Genomic DNA, 15,992 nt, shown 5'->3' with positions numbered 1-15,992 from the left:
GGGGGTGATTGCCGTCAGCCCTGACCCGTCTCCAGATCCACATTCAGGCCGAGCGACTTCAGCTCCTTGACCAAAACGTTGAAGCTCTCGGGAATGCCGGCCTCGAAATCGTCCTGCTCGCGCACGATCGCCTCGTAGACCTTGGTGCGGCCCGACACGTCGTCGGACTTCACCGTCAGCATTTCCTGCAGCGTATAGGCCGCGCCATACGCCTCCAGAGCCCAGACCTCCATCTCGCCGAAACGCTGGCCACCGAACTGCGCCTTGCCGCCCAGCGGCTGCTGGGTAACGAGCGAGTACGGCCCGATCGAACGCGCATGGATCTTGTCGTCGACCAGGTGGTGCAGCTTGAGCATGTAGATGTAGCCCACCGTCACCTTGCGCTCGAACGGCTCGCCCGTGCGCCCGTCGGTCAGCTGCATCTGGCCCGAGGTATCCAGACCCGCACGGGTCAGCATGCCCTCGATATCCGACATCCGTGCCCCGTCGAACACCGGGGTGGCGATGGGGATACCCTTGCGCAGGTTGTTGGCCAGCTCGACGAGCTGCTCATGCGGCAGGGTGGCGATGTCGTCCTCGTAGACGCGCTCGCCATACACTTCCTTGAGCGTGTCGAGCAGTTCCTGCTTGCGCGCACCGTCACGCTGGTAGGTGTCCACCAGCTCGCCGACCTGACGGCCGATATTGGCGCACGCCCAGCCCAGATGCGTCTCCAGGATCTGCCCCACGTTCATGCGCGACGGCACGCCCAGCGGGTTCAGCACCAGGTCGACCGAGGTGCCGTCCTCGAGGAACGGCATGTCCTCCACCGGCACCACGCGCGAGACCACGCCCTTGTTGCCGTGACGTCCGGCCATCTTGTCGCCCGGCTGCAGCTTGCGCTTCACCGCGACGAACACCTTGACCATCTTCATCACGCCGGGCGGCATCTCGTCGCCGCGCTGCAGCTTGTCGACCTTGCTCTCGAAGCGCGCCTGCAGACGTCCGACGGCAGCGTCGAACTCCCGCTTCAGCACCTCGATCTCGGCCATCACCGCATCGGACTGCACGGCGATGTTGCGCCATGCGCCGCGCGGATGCTCGGCCAGCACCTCGTCGGTGATGTCGGTGCCCGACTTGATGCCCTTGAAGCCAGCAGCGGCCTTCTGGCCGAGCAGCTTCTCGCGCATCCGGTTGAGGAACGAGCGCTCCTGGATCGCGCGCTCGTCGTCGCGGTCCTTGGCCAGACGCTCGATCTCGGCGCGCTCGATCGCCATCGCGCGCTCGTCCTTGTCGACGCCACGACGGTTGAACACGCGCACGTCGACGATCGTGCCCGAGGTGCCGGGCGGCAGACGCAGCGAGGTGTCGCGCACGTCGGACGCCTTCTCGCCGAAGATGGCGCGGAGCAGCTTCTCCTCCGGAGTCATCGGGCTCTCGCCCTTCGGCGTCACCTTGCCGACCAGGATGTCGCCGGGATTCACATCCGCGCCGACATAGACGATGCCCGCCTCGTCGAGGTTGCGCAGCGCCTCCTCACCCACATTGGGAATGTCGCGGGTGATCTCCTCCTGGCCCAGCTTGGTGTCGCGGGCCATGACCTCGAACTCCTCGATATGGATCGAGGTGAAGACGTCATCACGCGCGATGCGCTCGGAGATGAGGATCGAGTCCTCGAAGTTGTAGCCGTTCCAGGGCATGAACGCGCACAGCACGTTGCGGCCCAGTGCCAGCTCGCCCAGTTCGGTCGACGGCCCGTCGGCGATGATGTCGTTCGCCGCCACCTGGTCGCCCACGCGCACCAGCGGACGCTGGTTGATGCAGGTCGACTGGTTGGAGCGCATGTATTTGCGCAGCCGGTAGATATCGACGCCCAGCGTCGAACCATCCTCGTGCGTCGCCCGCACCACGATGCGCGCGCCGTCGATCTGGTCGATCACGCCGGCCCGGCGCGCGACGATCGTCGCGCCCGAATCGCGCGCCACCGCGGCTTCCATGCCGGTGCCGACCAGCGGCGCATCGGAGCGGATCAGCGGCACCGCCTGGCGCTGCATGTTCGAGCCCATCAGCGCGCGGTTGGCGTCGTCGTTCTCGAGGAACGGGATCAGCGCGGCCGCCACCGAAACCAGCTGCTTGGGCGACACGTCGCAGGCGGTCACGTCCTCCGGCTTGACCAGCCGGAAGTCGCCCGAACGACGCACCGACACCAGCTCGTCGGTCAGCTTGCCGTCCGCATCCTGCGCCGCATCGGCCTGGGCGACGATCAGCTTCTCCTCTTCCATCGCGGAGAGGTATTTCCAGCCGTCCTGCAGCACGCCGTCGCGCACCAGGCGATACGGCGTCTCGATGAAGCCGTACTTGTTGACCCGCGCATAGGTCGCAAGGCTGTTGATCAGACCGATGTTCGGGCCTTCCGGCGTCTCGATCGGGCAGATGCGGCCGTAATGCGTCGGATGCACGTCGCGCACCTCGAAGCCGGCGCGCTCGCGGGTCAGACCGCCCGGGCCGAGGGCGGAGAGACGGCGCTTGTGCGTCACTTCCGACAGCGGGTTGGTCTGGTCCATGAACTGGCTGAGCTGCGAGGAGCCGAAGAACTCGCGCACCGCGGCCGCCGCGGGCTTCGCGTTGATCAGGTCGTGCGGCATCACGGTATCGATGTCGACCGAGCCCATGCGCTCGCGGATCGCGCGCTCCATGCGCAGCAGGCCGACTCGATACTGGTTCTCCATCAGCTCGCCGACCGAGCGCACGCGGCGGTTGCCGAGATTGTCGATGTCGTCGATCGTGCCGCGACCGTCCTTGAGCTCGCAGAGGATCTTCACGGTGGCGAGGATGTCCTGCTTGCGCAGCACGCGAATCGTGTCCTCGAAATCGAGACCGAGGCGCATGTTCATCTTCACCCGGCCGACGGCCGAGAGGTCGTAGCGGTCGGCGTCGAAGAACAGGCCGTTGAACAGCGCTTCCGCCGTGTCCGGGGTCGGCGGCTCGCCCGGGCGCATCACCCGGTAGATGTCGATCAGCGCCTCGTCACGCGAGCTGTTCTTGTCGATCGCCAGCGTGTTGCGGATCCACGGCCCCTTGGCCTGGTCGATCGCCAGCATCGGCAGCTCGGCGATGCCCTGCTCCTCGAGAGCGGCCAGACGCGCCTCGGTCAGTTCCTCGCCGGCCTCGGCATGGATCTCGCCGGTGCTCTCGTTGACCAGATCGATCGCCATGAAGCGGCCGAGCAGGTCGGCGCGCCCGACCAGCACCTCGCGGGTCTTCTCGGCGATCTTGCGCACCATGCGCGAGGTCAGCTTGGCGTCGGCCTCGGCCACCACCTCGCCGGTCTCGGCATCGATCAGCGGCTCCAGCAGCTTCATGCCGCGGAACGCCTCGGCGTCGAACGGACGCGCCCAGCCCTTCTCGGTGCGGGTGAACACCACCTGCCCGTAGAAGGTCGACAGGATCTCCTCGGGATCCATGCCGCGGATCGGCATCGACTCCACATCGCCGCCCTCGGCCGCCTTGGCCGCGCGCGCCGCCTCGGAGTTGGCTCCCTCCAGCGCATAGAGCAGGGTCGAGACCGGCAGCTTCCGCTTGCGGTCGATGCGGACGTAGACGATGTCCTTGCTGTCGAACTCGAAATCGAGCCACGAGCCGCGATAGGGGATCACGCGGGCGGCAAACAGGAACTTGCCCGACGAGTGCGTCTTGCCCTTGTCGTGGTCGAAGAACACGCCCGGGCTGCGGTGCATCTGGCTGACGATGACGCGCTCGGTGCCGTTGATGATGAAGGTGCCGTTCTCGGTCATGAGCGGCATGTCGCCCATGTAGACCGGCTGCTCCTTGATGTCGCGGATCGAACGGGTGCCGGTATCCTCGTCGAGATCCCACACGATCAGCCGCAGCACCACCTTGAGCGGGGCGGCAAAGGTCATCCCGCGCTGGATGCACTCCTCGACGTCATACTTGGGCTCCTCGAGCTCGTATTCGACGAACTCCAGACGCCCGCGCCCGGCGAAATCGTTGATCGGGAACACCGAGCGGAACACTTCCTGCAGGCCCGTCGGGGTGCGGTTGTCCGGCGCGACGTTCATCTGCAGGAACGCCTCGTAGGAGGCGCGCTGCACGTCGATCAGATTGGGCATCGGCGCGATTTCGGGGATCCGTCCGAAGCTCTTGCGGATCCGCTTGCGCCCGGTGAACGACTTGGTGAACGATTTGGTGATCGCGTTCATCTATGCCCCCAATATCCCCGGCGCGGTCTCGCCCCCGCGCCCATCAGCCGCGACACTCGCCGCGGCGCAGCCGTCCCCGGCCGCCCTGCCCCGTCAGACAGAACAACCGCCCGATCCTCGGGGCGGCTCTTCCGTCAAACGGGCGAGAGGGTGGGAACCGGAACCCGATTCCCACCCTCGTCACCTCAGACCCCCGCGCCGCGCATCCTCATCGGACACGCGGCCCGGGCGGCAATCACTTCACCTCGACGGTGGCGCCCTGCTCTTCGAGCTGCTTCTTCAGCTTGGCGGCCTCGTCCTTGTTCACGCCTTCCTTGACGGTCTTCGGCGCGCCCTCGACCAGGTCCTTGGCTTCCTTCAGGCCAAGGCCGGTGATGGTGCGGATTTCCTTGATCACGTTGATCTTCTTCTCGCCGGCAGCGGCGAGGATCACGGTGAACTCGGTCTGCTCCTCGACGGGGGCGGCGGCGGCGCCACCACCGGCCGGGGCGGCGGCAACGGCCACCGGCGCGGCGGCGGAAACGCCCCACTTCTCCTCGAGCAGCTTCGACAGCTCGGCCGCCTCGAGGACGGTGAGGGTCGACAGTTCTTCAACAAGCCTGGACAGATCGGCCATGGGTCAGTTCCTAATGTAGCTTCTGAGTGGTTCCGTGCAAGTCCGATCACGAACTTGCGATTTTGGTGCGTGCGACAGCCTCAGGCCGCCTCCGCTTCGTCCTTCTTGGCGTAGGCCCCGAAGACCCGAGCGAGCTGCCCTGCCGGCGCCTGGAGCACACCCGCGATCCGCGTGGCCGGGGTGCTGATGAGCCCCACCAGCTGCGCGCGCAGCGTGTCCAGAGACGGCAGTTCGGCGAGTGCCCTGACCCCATCCGCATTGAGCGTCTGGGTGCCGAGCGCACCACCGATGATGACAAGCTTCTCGTTGGTCTTGGCGAACTCGACGATCACCTTCGCCACCGCCACCGGATCGTGCGCCCAGGAAAGCGCAGTCGGTCCTTTCAGCAGCGGTGAGATGCCCTCGAATCGGGTCCCATCCAGGGCGAGCGTGGCCAGCCGGTTCTTCGCGACCTTATAAGTCGCACCCGCCTTGCGCACACGCACCCGCAGATTCGTCACATCGGCCACGCTCAGCCCGTCATTGCGGGTGACCACGACCATCGACGTATCGGCGAACACGGCGGCCAGGGAGGATACGAACTCCCGCTTCTCCGTACGGTCCAAAGTCCCGTCTCCGTCGTGCCCCCTGCCCCGCTCGCGCGGGAAGACAGAGGGCGGGTTGCCCATGAGCCGCCTCATCCGATCGCTCGAATCGAGGTGGCCCGGTTCGCCTGTCCCTTTCTCAAGCCGGAAAACCACCAGAGGGAACCGAAATTCCCCGGTCGATCCCGTCTTCCCGTCGCCAGCCCCCTGGTGGGGGCCATTAAGGACCGCACACGGCCCACGTCAGGTCTTGGACAGGTTGTCGGAACGGGGCCGAAGCCCCACCCCTGTCCGCCGCCCACACCCCCGATCGGGGGTGCGGGCGGCGTATCTCTTCAGCCGGCCAGGGTGGCGACGTCGACTGTCACACCCGGACCCATCGACGAGCTCAGCGCGACCTTCTGCAGGTAGGTGCCCTTGGCCCCCGCCGGCTTGGCCTTCTGGATCGCGTCGACCAGCGCGCGGATGTTCTCCGCCAGAGCCGCCTCGTCGAAGCTCGCCTTGCCGATGCCGGCATGGATGATGCCGGCCTTCTCGGCGCGGAACTCGATCTGGCCCGACTTCGCCGCGATGACCGCGTCCTTGACGTTCATCGTCACCGTGCCGAGCTTCGGGTTCGGCATCAGCCCGCGCGGGCCGAGGATCTTGCCCAGACGACCCACCAGGGCCATCATGTCCGGCGTCGCGATGCAGCGGTCGAAGGCGATCTCGCCGGCCTGCACCTTCTCGGCCAGGTCGTCCGCACCCACCACATCGGCCCCGGCGGCCAGCGCCTCCTCGGCCTTCGCGCCACGGGCGAACACGCCCACGCGCACCGTCTTGCCGGTGCCCTTGGGCAGGCTGATCAGCCCGCGCACCATCTGGTCGGCATGACGCGGATCGATGCCGAGATTCATGGCGATCTCGACGGTCTCGTCGAACTTCGCGCGTGCATTACCCTTCACCAGGGCGATCGCCTCCGCGAGCGGATAGGCATGGCCCTTCTTCACACTCGCCACCGCAGCGGCATGACGCTTGTTGTGTGCCATGATCTCAGCCCTCCACCACGGTGATACCCATCGACTTCGCCGAGCCGGCGAGCATGCGCACGGCCCCGTCGATGTCGTTGGCGTTCATGTGCTGGATCTTGGTCTCGGCGATCTCGCGCAGCTGCGCGGTCGTGACCTTGCCCACCGGCGCCGACTTGCCGACCGTCGGGCTGCCCTTGGTGATCTTGGCGGCCTTGAGCAGGAAGAAGGTGTTCGGCGGCGTCTTGGTGATGAAGGTGAAGGTGCGGTCCGCGAACGCGGTGATCACCACCGGCGTCGGCGTACCGGGCTCGATGTTCTGCGTCGCCGCGTTGAATTCCTTGACGAACTGCATGATGTTCAGACCACGCTGACCCAGCGCGGGACCGACCGGCGGCGACGGATTCGCCTTGCCTGCCGGGATCTGCAGCTTGATGTAGCCGACGATTTTCTTGGCCATCCCAGGCTCCTTTCAGCCAACGGGACCGCGGTGCACACGAAACCCCGGCGCTGTCACCAGCACCGCGATCTCTCCCGCGTTCCTCAGAAGAGCGGCCAGATACGCCCGGCCGGAGGCGAAGTCAACGCCAAAGTCAACCGGGCGAGGGAACTTTTCCCCCGGGGCGCTCCCCCGGACCCCGGCAGGAGGCTTGCCTCCTGCACCTCGCTACTCCACCCCGACCCCCAGCGCCGCGATCGGCTCCTCGAACTCGATCCCCTCCGCCTCGACCGCCTCCACCTCGCGCAGCTTGCGGCCCATCACCCGCGTGCGCTGCCGCGCCTGCTCGATGGTGTTGCCCATCGCCTGCGCACTGCGCGCCAGCTTGTCCAGCACCTGGTCCATCTTGAGCATCTCGCCCTTGGTCGCGCCCAGCAGCCGGCCGATCGCCTCGGCCTTCTCCTCCATCGCCAGCGTCACGTAGCCCAGATGGATGGTGCGCAGCAGGGCGGGGATCAGGCTCGGCCCCATTACCAGCACCTTGTGCTCACGCCCCAGCGCGTCGATCAGTCCGGGGATACGCGCGGCTTCCGCATACAGCCCATCGGTGGGCAGATAGAGTACCGCGAACTCCACCGTCGCCGGCGGTACGATATACTTTGACGCGATCTTGCGCGCCTCCAGCCGCAGCTGGCTCTCCAGCCCGCGCCGCGCCGCGCGCTCGGCCTCCGCATCGACCGCGTCCACCGCGTCGATCAGGCGCTCATAGGCCTCGGTGGGGAATTTCGAATCGATCGCCAGCCATGCCCCGCCGGCCTGCCGCCCGGGCATCCGCACCGCAAACTCGACCAGCTCGCCGCTGCCCTCCGTCAGCCGCACATTCGCGGCATAGGCGCCCTCGGGCAGCACGTCGTCGAGGATCGCGCGCAGCTGCGCCTCGCCCCAGCCGCCGCGTGTCTTGACGTTGGAGAACAGCCGCTTGAGATCGCCGATCTGCGCGGTGACGGCGCCGACCTCGCCGACCGCCTTCTGGATGGCGGTGAACTGCTCGATCACGCGCGCGAAGCTCGACTGCATCTGCTTCTCGACCGCCTCGTGCAGCTGCTCGTTGACCGAGCGCTGGATGGCGGCCAGCCGGTCCGCATTCTGCTCGGCCATCGAGCGCAGCGCGGCCTGCATCGCCACCCGGCTCTCGCCCTGCTCGCGCGCCAGCGTGGTGGCGATCGCGCCCAGACGGTCGCCGGTCTCGACCCGTCCCTGCTCCAGCCGCGCGATCACCGCGCGCTCCAGCTCGACCAGCCGCCGGCCGGCCTGTTCCGCCTCCGTCCGGCGCGCCCCCTCACCCTGTTCGGCCATCAGCAGCAGCCGCGCCACCGCCGGATCACGCCGACGCAGCGCCAGAAGCGTACAGGCGAGGGCCAGCAGGCAAAGCGCAACCAGCCCCAACACGATGATATCGTTCGACTCGATCATCCCCTCATTAACCACTTGTTCCCGATTCGATCGAAAGAGATTCGCCTTATGTCCCAGAGCCTGTGCCATGTCGCCACCGAGGCCGACTGGTCCGCCGCCCAGGCGGGCGAGGTCTATGCCCCGGCAGCGCTCGCCCGCGACGGTTTCCTGCATTGCTGCACCGAGGCCCAGCTGGGCTTCGTGCTCGCCCGCCATTTCACCGGCGCCACCGGGCTGCTGGTGCTGCGCTTCGATCCCGACCGCGTCGGCGCCGCGATCGAGTGGGTCCGCAGCGAGCCGGACCAGGACCCGTTCCCGCATCTCTTCGGACCGCTGCCGACCGCCGCGATCGTCTCCGCAACCCCTGCCTGACGACAGCCCGGCCTGGCGTCTTTTCTTCCCCCGGGCCCAGGCTCCCGCACATGACCCGTCGACACAGGCGGGCCCGACAGCGGCAGGCCTCACACCGCGATCCAGATCAGCCACGCCCCGGCCAGACCCACCACCGACACGATCGTCTGCAGGACCGACCAGCTCAGCACCGTCTGCCGCAGGTCGAGACCGAAGAAGCCGCGCACCATCCAGAAGCCGGCATCGTTGACATGGCAGAAGAACACCGAACCAGCGCCGATCGCCAGCACCAGCAGCGAGGCATGCAGCGCCTCCTGCGGGTCGGGATGGGCGGGATGCAGCAGCAGCGGGGCGATCAGCCCGGCGGTGGTCACCGTCGCCACGGTCGCCGATCCGATCGCCTGACGCAGGCAGACGGCGATCCCCCAGGCCAGCAGCACCGGCGGCACTGCGGCCTGTGCGGCCAGCCGGCCGATCACCCCGGCCAGCCCGCCGGCGAGCAGCACGCCCTTCAGCCCGCCGCCGGCGCCGATCGTCATCAGCAGCCCGGCGATCGGCGCGAGCGCGTGCTCCATCGTCTCGCCGAGCCGCACTCCGCCGCGCCCTCGCGCCCAGAACAGCAGCACCACCGCCGCGATCACGGTGATCACCATCGCCAGCACCGGCTCGCCGACCGCCTCCAGCACGCCGGCCGCCGCACCGTCATGCGCAAGCCCGAGGCGGGCGAGCGTGCGGCCCAGCATCAGCACCACCGGCAGCAGCAGGATGGTCAGCGACGCCCACAGCGCCGGCACGGCATCGCCTGTGCCGGCGGCGGGTGCATGGACCGACGACGCGGCCGCCTCGGGCGGCGTCACCGCGCCGATCCGCGGGGCGACGAGCCGGGCATAGAGCGGCCCCGCCAGGGTGACCGCCGGCACCGCGACCACCCCGCCGAGCAGCATCGTCAGCCCGAGATCGGCATGCAACACCGAGACCCCGATCAGCGGCCCCGGATGCGGCGGCAGCAGCGCATGCAGCACCGTCATCCCGGCCAGTGCCGGCAGTGCGAGCGCCATCACCGGCCGGCCGCTCTGCCGCGACAGCGACAGGATGATCGGCAGCATCACCACCAGCCCGACCTCGAAGAACAGCGGCAGCCCGACCAGCATCGCGCAGCCGGCGATCGCCCAGGGCATCGCGCGGTCGCCGACCCGGCCGAGCATCGCCTGCACCACCCTGTCGGCCGCGCCGCTGGTCGTCATCAGCGCGCCGAGCATCGCGCCCAGTGCGATCACCAGACCGACATCGCCGAAGATCGTCCCGGCCCCGCTGGTGAACGCCTTGACCGATTTCTCGATGGCCATGCCATCGATGCCGACGAAGGCGCCGGCACCGAGCACGATCGCCAGGAACGGCGGCAGACGCCCGGCGACGATCGCCACCACGATCAGCCCGAGCGCAGCGGCGCATCCCGCCAGCGCCAGCCCGTCCGCGCCGCTCAAGACCGGTTCAGACCGGATCGCATCGCCTGCTCCCCCTCTCTGCCGCCGAGACGGCGCGGCCGCTTCGCGGCTCTTGGCCTGGCGTGTTAAGCATCCGGCCGGGGCGTCGGCAAGCAACCGCGCCCGCTGCGGAACGTTCCGCTCGGAGCTCAACCGATCCGCCATGGAGACAGGACGCGATGAATGCTGCCGTTCGTAGACGAGGAGCGGGCAGCGCCCTCTCCGTGTTGCTGGGAGTGCTCATCGCGCTCTTTGGACTGATCTTCATTGTCGGCGGCGCAGATCTCGCCTGGCTGGGCGGGTCCTGGTACTACCTGATCTGCGGTGTCGTCCTGCTCGCCTCCGGAGCGCTGATCGTCGCCGGACGTGTGGCCGGCGCCTGGCTGTTCCTGCTCGCCTGGGCCGCCACGCTGCTGTGGACGATGTGGGAGACCAGCGCCGATACCGACTGGTGGGGCTGGCTGCCGCGCCTGTTCGGCCCGACCCTGATCGCCATCGCCGTCCTGCTCGTCATGCCCGCCTTGCGCCGGCGCGATACCGTCCGTCCGCTGGGAGCCGCCTGACATGCGCAAGCTTCATCTGCTCGCCGCCACGCTGCTGTGCGGCACCCTGCCCGCGACCGGCCTGCATGCCCAGGTCGCCAGCCATTCGGAAAACATCCCCGGCACCGGCAATCCGACCAGCGACGGTACCGACAAGTACGATACCGCGACGCCGCAGAAGTTCCGCGCCCCAGCGCCGGGCGCGCCGCAGGCGCCGGGCGTGAATGCCGCCAACCTGCCGCCGATCGGCGAGATCGATCCAGCCACCCTGCCGGCAATGGTCCCGCAGCTCTCCGCCAACCCCGCCGCCGGCGACTGGGTGGCCTATGGCCGTGACGACAGCCAGAACCGCTATTCGCCGCTGACCCAGATCACGCCGGAGAATGTCGGCAAGCTCGAGCGCGCCTTCATCTACCACACCGGCAGCAAGCCGGCCCCCGGCCAGACCAACAAATGGGCCGCCGAGACCACGCCGATCAAGGTCGGCCGCAAGCTGTTCATGTGCTCGGCCACCAACGACATCATGGCGCTGGACGCCACCAACGGCCAGCAGCTCTGGCGCTTCGACGCCGGCGTCAAATACGCCTCGATCCCCTACACCGCCGCCTGCAAGGGTGTGGTCTACTACACCTCATCGACGGTGCCCGAGGGCCAGCACTGCCACACCCGCATCGTCGAATCGACGCTGGACATGCGGCTGATCTCGGTCGATTCCGAGGACGGCAAGCCCTGCGAGGGTTTCGGCTTCAACGGCCAGGTCAACCTGATGCAGGGCATGGGCGAGTCGGTGCCCGGCTTCGTGTCGATGACCAGCCCGCCGCCGATCGTCAACGGCGTCGTTGTCATCAATCAGGAGGTGCTCGACGGCCAGCGCCGCTGGGCCCCCTCGGGCGTGATCCGCGGCTACGACGCAGAGACCGGCAAGTTCGCCTGGGCCTGGGACGTCAACAACCCCGACGACCATCACCAGCCCGCCGACGGCAAGTTCTACAGTCGCGGCACGCCGAATTCCTGGGCGACGATGACCGGCGACAACGAGCTGGGCCTGGTCTACGTGCCGACCGGCAACTCGGCCGCCGACTATTACTCCGCGCTGCGCACCGACAAGGAGAACGCCGTCTCGTCCTCGATCGTCGCGATCGACGTCAAGACCGGCAGCCCGCGCTGGGTGTTCCAGACCGTCCACAAGGACGTCTGGGACTACGACATCGGCTCGCAGCCGACCAAGCTCGACTACAAGGGCAGCAACGGCGAGACCGTCCCCGCCCTGCTGGTGCCGACCAAGCGCGGCCAGACGTTCGTGCTCGACCGCCGCACCGGCCAGCCGGTGGCGGACTACCCGGTCGAGGAGAAGCCCGCGCCCTCGCCCGGAGTGGTGCCTGGCGATCCGCGCGCACCGACCCAGCCCTGGTCCACCGCCTTTCCGCGGCTCGGTTTCCCCGATCTGAAGGAAAGCGACATGTGGGGCATGTCGCCGATCGACCAGCTGTTCTGCCGCATCAAGTATCGTCGCGCGGCCTATGTCGGTGAGTTCACGCCGCCGCACATCGACAGGCCCTGGATCGAGTATCCGGGATATAATGGCGGTTCCGACTGGGGCTCGATGGCCTACGATCCGACCACCGGCGTCGTGATCGCCAACTGGAACAACACCCCGATGTACGACCAGCTTGTCACCCGCAAGCAGGCCGACAAGCTCGGGCTGATGCCGATCGACGATCCGAACTTCAAGCCCGGCGGCGGCGGTGCCGAGGGTGCCGGCGCGATGGCCGACACCCCCTATGGCATCGTGGTGACCCCGTTCTGGGATCAGTTCACCAACATGATGTGCAACAAGCCGCCCTATGGCATGATCGAGGCGATCGACATCCATACGAAGAAGGTGCTGTGGCAGCACCCGATCGGCACCGCGCGCGCCAACGGGCCCTGGGGCCTGCCGACCTTCCTGCCGATCCAGATCGGCACACCCAACAATGGCGGCCCGATCATCACCGCCGGCGGGCTGGTCTTCGTCGCGGCAGCGACCGACAACCAGATCCGCGCCATCGACATCAAGACCGGCAAGGTCGTCTGGAGCGACGTGCTGCCCGGCGGCGGCCAGGCGACGCCGATGACCTACGAGGTCGACGGCAAGCAGTATCTGGCCATCATGGCCGGCGGCCACCACTTCATGATGACGCCGGTCTCCGACCAGCTCGTGGTCTACAAGCTGCCGGGCTGATCGACGTCGGCTCCGACCACAGAAGGGGCCGTGCGCCACCGCGCACGGCCCCTTCTGTCGTCTTACGCCGGATAGGGGCGACGCCGGCGAACGCCGCGACATCCGTTGGCTGCTCCGCCCGGATAAGCATCTCTCCGCCCACCGTTCACGCCGCCGCTCGTCGGAACGTCAGGTTGATCCGCTCGCCCGCGTGCAGCGGCGCGACGCCATGAAACACCATCCGCGACGCCCCGCCCCAGACCACCACATCGCCCTCGCCGAGCCTGATGCGACGCACCCGCTCTCCACGCGCCACCCCGCCCCACAGGAACGTCGCCGGCGCACCGAGCGAGACCGACACGATCGGCGCCTCCGGCGAGGCCTCGTCGCGGTCCTGGTGCAGGCTCAACCGCGCGCCGGCGACATAACGATTGATCAGGCACGCATCCGGGGCAAACCCGTCGAACCCGAGCTCCGCCGCCGCCTGCCGCGCCAGAGACGCGAACAGCTCCGGCATCGCCGGCCAGTCCCGCCCGGTCAGCGGATCGACGCGCTCGTAACGATAGCCGCGCCGGTCGCTGACCCAGCCCTGCCGGCCGCAATTGGTCATCGCCACCGACATGACAAACCCGCCCGGCGTGACCAGATGCCGGAAGGGTGACGCTTCGGCGATCGTCGCCACCGTTTCCAGCAACGCCTCGACCCGATCGCCGGCATACCCCGCCAGCACCGCTGCCCCCTCGCCGAGGACGACCGTCCGGCGCTCGCCGGTGAAAAGATCGCTCATCCGGCGAGTGCGGCGCGCAGGTCGCCGCCCACCGTCTGCAGCCGCGACTGCGCCGCCGTCCCGTCCAGACCCGCCAGCACCACCAGCAGCGCCGGCTTCACCCGGCCACCGGTCTGCGCCAGTGCCGCCTCCGCCACCTCGGCCGTGCAGTCGGCCAGTTCGCAGACCATCCGGACCGCGCGCCGGCGCAGCTTGGCATTGGTCGCCTGCATGTCCACCATCCGGCCGCGCCAGGTGCGCCCCAGCCCCACCATCAGCGCCGTCGAGATCAGGTTCAGCACGACCTTCTGCGCCGTCCCCGCCTTCATCCGCGTCGATCCGGCCGGCGTTTCCGGCCCGGTCACCGCCACGATGGCGAACTCCGCCTCCGCCAGCAGGGGGGCTGCCGGATCGCAGGCAATGCCCACCGTCAGCGCGCCTGCCGCCCGCGTCGCCGCCACACAGGCCCGAGTGAACGGCGTCGTCCCCGAGGCGGCGAGCGCGAACAGCACGTCATCCGATCCGATTTCCGCCTCGCCGACCATCCGCGCCGCCGATTCCGTATCGTCCTCCGCGCCTTCCACCGCCCGGGTCAACGCCGTCTCGCCGCCGGCCATGAAGAACGCCAGCCGGTCGCGCGGCCAGTCGAAGGTCGGCGTCAGCTCCGCCCCGTCCTGGAACGCGATCCGCCCCGAGGTGCCGGCGCCCGCATAAGCGATCCGCCCGCCCGCGCGCAGCCGCGGCAGCGCCGCGTCCACCACTGCTGCCAGTTGCGGCAAGGCAGGTGCGACCGATGCGACGGCAGCAAGCTGGCCTTCCAGCAGCGCCGACAGCACCGCCGGCATCGGCCACCGATCGAGCGTTTCGCTGCGCGGGTCAGGGCGTTCGGTCGCGGGCAGGGCCATAGGCGCCTCTCCTTCTTTTTCTGAAGAAAAAGAAGCAAAAAGACTTTCGTCCGTTGGGGGGCGACGCGCCGCCTGAGCCCTCCGACGGATGAAGGTTCTTTGGTTCTTTCCTTCAAGAAAGAACGCTTTTTGCCATGCGGAGCAAGCCGTTGGACCTCGAGACGCTCGCCACCGGCGCCTTTGCCCACGCCCTCGACGCCCCGATCGACGCCATCGCCTTCGGGATCGTCACCCGCGACGGCACCCGCGCCACGCGCTACGCCGGCACCGCCCGGCCGGAGCTGTGGTTCGACCTCGCCTCGCTGACCAAGCCGCTGGTCACCGCCCGCGAGATCCTCGTCCGCGCCGCCGACGGTGCGCTCGATCTCGATGCGCCCCTGTCCGTCCTGATCCCCGACCTGCGCCAGTACGACATCGCCCACGCCTGGGAGCGCCGGCTCACCCCGCGCGCGCTGCTCGCCCACGACACGCCGCTGCCCCCCGTCGTGCCGATCTATACCTATGGCACCGACCCCCGCACCCTGCGCGCCTGGGTGCTGCAGCACGAATGGCCGCACCGCGATACCGCGGCCTATTCCGACATCAACTACATCCTGCTCGGCCTCGCCCTCGAACGCCTCACCGGCCGCCCGTTCGCCGACCTGCCCACCCCGGACGCAATCGCCCTCGCCGGGCCGCGCGGCCCCTGCGCACTCACCGAATACTGCCACTGGCGCGAACGCATGCTCTGCGGCGAGGTGCATGACGAGAACGCCGCCGCCCTGGGCGGCGCTGCAGGGCATGCCGGTGCCTTCGGCACGCTGGACGGCGTGCTCGACGCGGCCGGCGCGATCCTGACCGGCGAGTTCGCCCCTGCACGCGCCATCGCCTGGATGAGAGAGATCGTCCGCCCCGGCCGTACGCTGGGCTGGGAGGCGCCGAGCCCGGGCTGGTCCGGCAGCGAGCTGTGCTCGCCAGCCACCATCGGTCATCTCGGCTTCACCGGCACGGGGTTGTGGGTCGATTTCGACCGCGGCCTCGCCTGGACCCTGCTCACCAACCGCGTCCACCCCACCCGTCACCGCGAAACCGGCATCGCCCTGTTGCGACGCGCGATCAGCGCGGAAATCTGCCGCGCCACCGGTACGTGATGATCCGGCTCAACGCTTGCGGACGAACTCCGTCCGCAGCACCAGGCCCTTGATGGTGTCGGTCCGGCAGTCGATCTCGTCGGGATTGCCGGTCAGCCGGATCGAGCGAATCACCGTGCCCTGCTTGAGGGTCTGGCCGGCGCCCTTGACCTTGAGGTCCTTGATCAGCACCACCGAATCGCCGTCGGCCAGCACGTTGCCGGCGCTGTCACGCACCGCATCCCGCGCCGCCGCTTCCGCCACCAGTTCGGACGCCGGCCGCCATTCACCGGTCGCCTCGTCGAACACGTAATCGTCATCGTTGCTCATGGGGATCG

General features: G+C 68.5%; 14 protein-coding genes. 4 read left to right on the top strand and 10 right to left on the bottom strand.

Features of this window, described 5'->3' with window-relative positions:
- Positions 1-14: 14 nt before the first annotated feature.
- The 6 genes from rpoB to FHR90_RS05465 all read right to left on the bottom strand — a co-directional run bounded on the left by rpoB (position 15) and on the right by FHR90_RS05465 (position 8,318).
- Complete coding sequence (gene rpoB / locus FHR90_RS05490; RefSeq protein WP_176621541.1) at positions 15-4,199, bottom strand: DNA-directed RNA polymerase subunit beta; 4,185 nt, start codon at positions 4,197-4,199, stop codon at positions 15-17.
- 235 nt (positions 4,200-4,434) lie between these two features.
- The gene (rplL, locus tag FHR90_RS05485; RefSeq protein WP_176621540.1) at positions 4,435-4,815 is read right to left on the bottom strand and encodes a 50S ribosomal protein L7/L12; all 381 of its coding nucleotides are present in this window, start codon (positions 4,813-4,815) and stop codon (positions 4,435-4,437) included.
- Between the two features lie 80 nt (positions 4,816-4,895).
- A complete protein-coding gene (gene rplJ, locus FHR90_RS05480) occupies positions 4,896-5,420 on the bottom strand; it encodes a 50S ribosomal protein L10 (RefSeq protein WP_176621539.1) in 525 nt (174 codons plus the stop codon).
- Between the two features lie 314 nt (positions 5,421-5,734).
- A complete protein-coding gene (gene rplA / locus FHR90_RS05475; protein ID WP_176621538.1) occupies positions 5,735-6,427 on the bottom strand; it encodes a 50S ribosomal protein L1 in 693 nt (230 codons plus the stop codon).
- A gap of 4 nt (positions 6,428-6,431) precedes the next feature.
- Positions 6,432-6,866 (bottom strand): 50S ribosomal protein L11, encoded by a 435-nt coding sequence (gene rplK, locus FHR90_RS05470; RefSeq protein ID WP_176621537.1) that lies wholly within the window; start codon positions 6,864-6,866, stop codon positions 6,432-6,434.
- A 207-nt stretch (positions 6,867-7,073) separates the two neighbouring features.
- Positions 7,074-8,318, bottom strand: a complete 1,245-nt coding sequence (locus FHR90_RS05465; RefSeq protein WP_183274894.1) for a DNA recombination protein RmuC — start codon at positions 8,316-8,318, stop codon at positions 7,074-7,076.
- Positions 8,319-8,366: 48 nt separating this feature from the next.
- Between FHR90_RS05465 and FHR90_RS05460 the strand changes: the two genes are divergently transcribed.
- Positions 8,367-8,669 (top strand): DUF952 domain-containing protein, encoded by a 303-nt coding sequence (locus FHR90_RS05460; RefSeq protein WP_176626912.1) that lies wholly within the window; start codon positions 8,367-8,369, stop codon positions 8,667-8,669.
- Positions 8,670-8,758: 89 nt separating this feature from the next.
- Here the strand turns inward: FHR90_RS05460 and FHR90_RS05455 are convergent, their stop codons facing one another.
- A complete protein-coding gene (locus tag FHR90_RS05455; protein ID WP_221188213.1) occupies positions 8,759-10,132 on the bottom strand; it encodes a GntP family permease in 1,374 nt (457 codons plus the stop codon).
- Positions 10,133-10,311: 179 nt separating this feature from the next.
- Here FHR90_RS05455 and FHR90_RS05450 point away from each other — a divergent pair, with 179 nt between their 5' ends.
- Together FHR90_RS05450 and FHR90_RS05445 are read left to right on the top strand one after the other, a co-directional pair.
- Complete coding sequence (locus FHR90_RS05450) at positions 10,312-10,695, top strand: glycerol dehydrogenase (protein WP_176623060.1); 384 nt, start codon at positions 10,312-10,314, stop codon at positions 10,693-10,695.
- Between the two features lies 1 nt (position 10,696).
- Positions 10,697-12,895, top strand: coding sequence for a pyrroloquinoline quinone-dependent dehydrogenase (locus FHR90_RS05445; protein WP_176623058.1), 2,199 nt, complete (start codon positions 10,697-10,699; stop codon positions 12,893-12,895).
- Between the two features lie 145 nt (positions 12,896-13,040).
- On the opposite strand, the gene alkB is transcribed toward FHR90_RS05445, so the two are convergent.
- Together alkB and FHR90_RS05435 are read right to left on the bottom strand one after the other, a co-directional pair.
- Complete coding sequence (gene alkB, locus FHR90_RS05440) at positions 13,041-13,661, bottom strand: DNA oxidative demethylase AlkB (RefSeq protein WP_176623056.1); 621 nt, start codon at positions 13,659-13,661, stop codon at positions 13,041-13,043.
- Complete coding sequence (locus tag FHR90_RS05435; RefSeq protein WP_176623054.1) at positions 13,658-14,545, bottom strand: N-acetylmuramic acid 6-phosphate etherase; 888 nt, start codon at positions 14,543-14,545, stop codon at positions 13,658-13,660. The genes alkB and FHR90_RS05435 overlap by 4 nt, the downstream gene beginning before the upstream one ends.
- 149 nt (positions 14,546-14,694) lie before the next feature.
- Between FHR90_RS05435 and FHR90_RS05430 the strand changes: the two genes are divergently transcribed.
- Positions 14,695-15,675, top strand: coding sequence for a serine hydrolase domain-containing protein (locus FHR90_RS05430; RefSeq protein ID WP_218061990.1), 981 nt, complete (start codon positions 14,695-14,697; stop codon positions 15,673-15,675).
- 9 nt (positions 15,676-15,684) lie between these two features.
- On the opposite strand, the gene FHR90_RS05425 is transcribed toward FHR90_RS05430, so the two are convergent.
- Positions 15,685-15,984, bottom strand: a complete 300-nt coding sequence (locus tag FHR90_RS05425; protein ID WP_176623050.1) for an alkylphosphonate utilization protein — start codon at positions 15,982-15,984, stop codon at positions 15,685-15,687.
- Between the last annotated feature and the right edge of the window lie 8 nt (positions 15,985-15,992).

Origin of the sequence: Endobacter medicaginis (assembly GCF_014192375.1) — a bacterium.
GTDB lineage: Bacteria > Pseudomonadota > Alphaproteobacteria > Acetobacterales > Acetobacteraceae > Endobacter > Endobacter medicaginis.
Note: the sequence above shows the minus strand (reverse complement) of the source record. Positions and strands in the feature narration are given on the sequence as shown.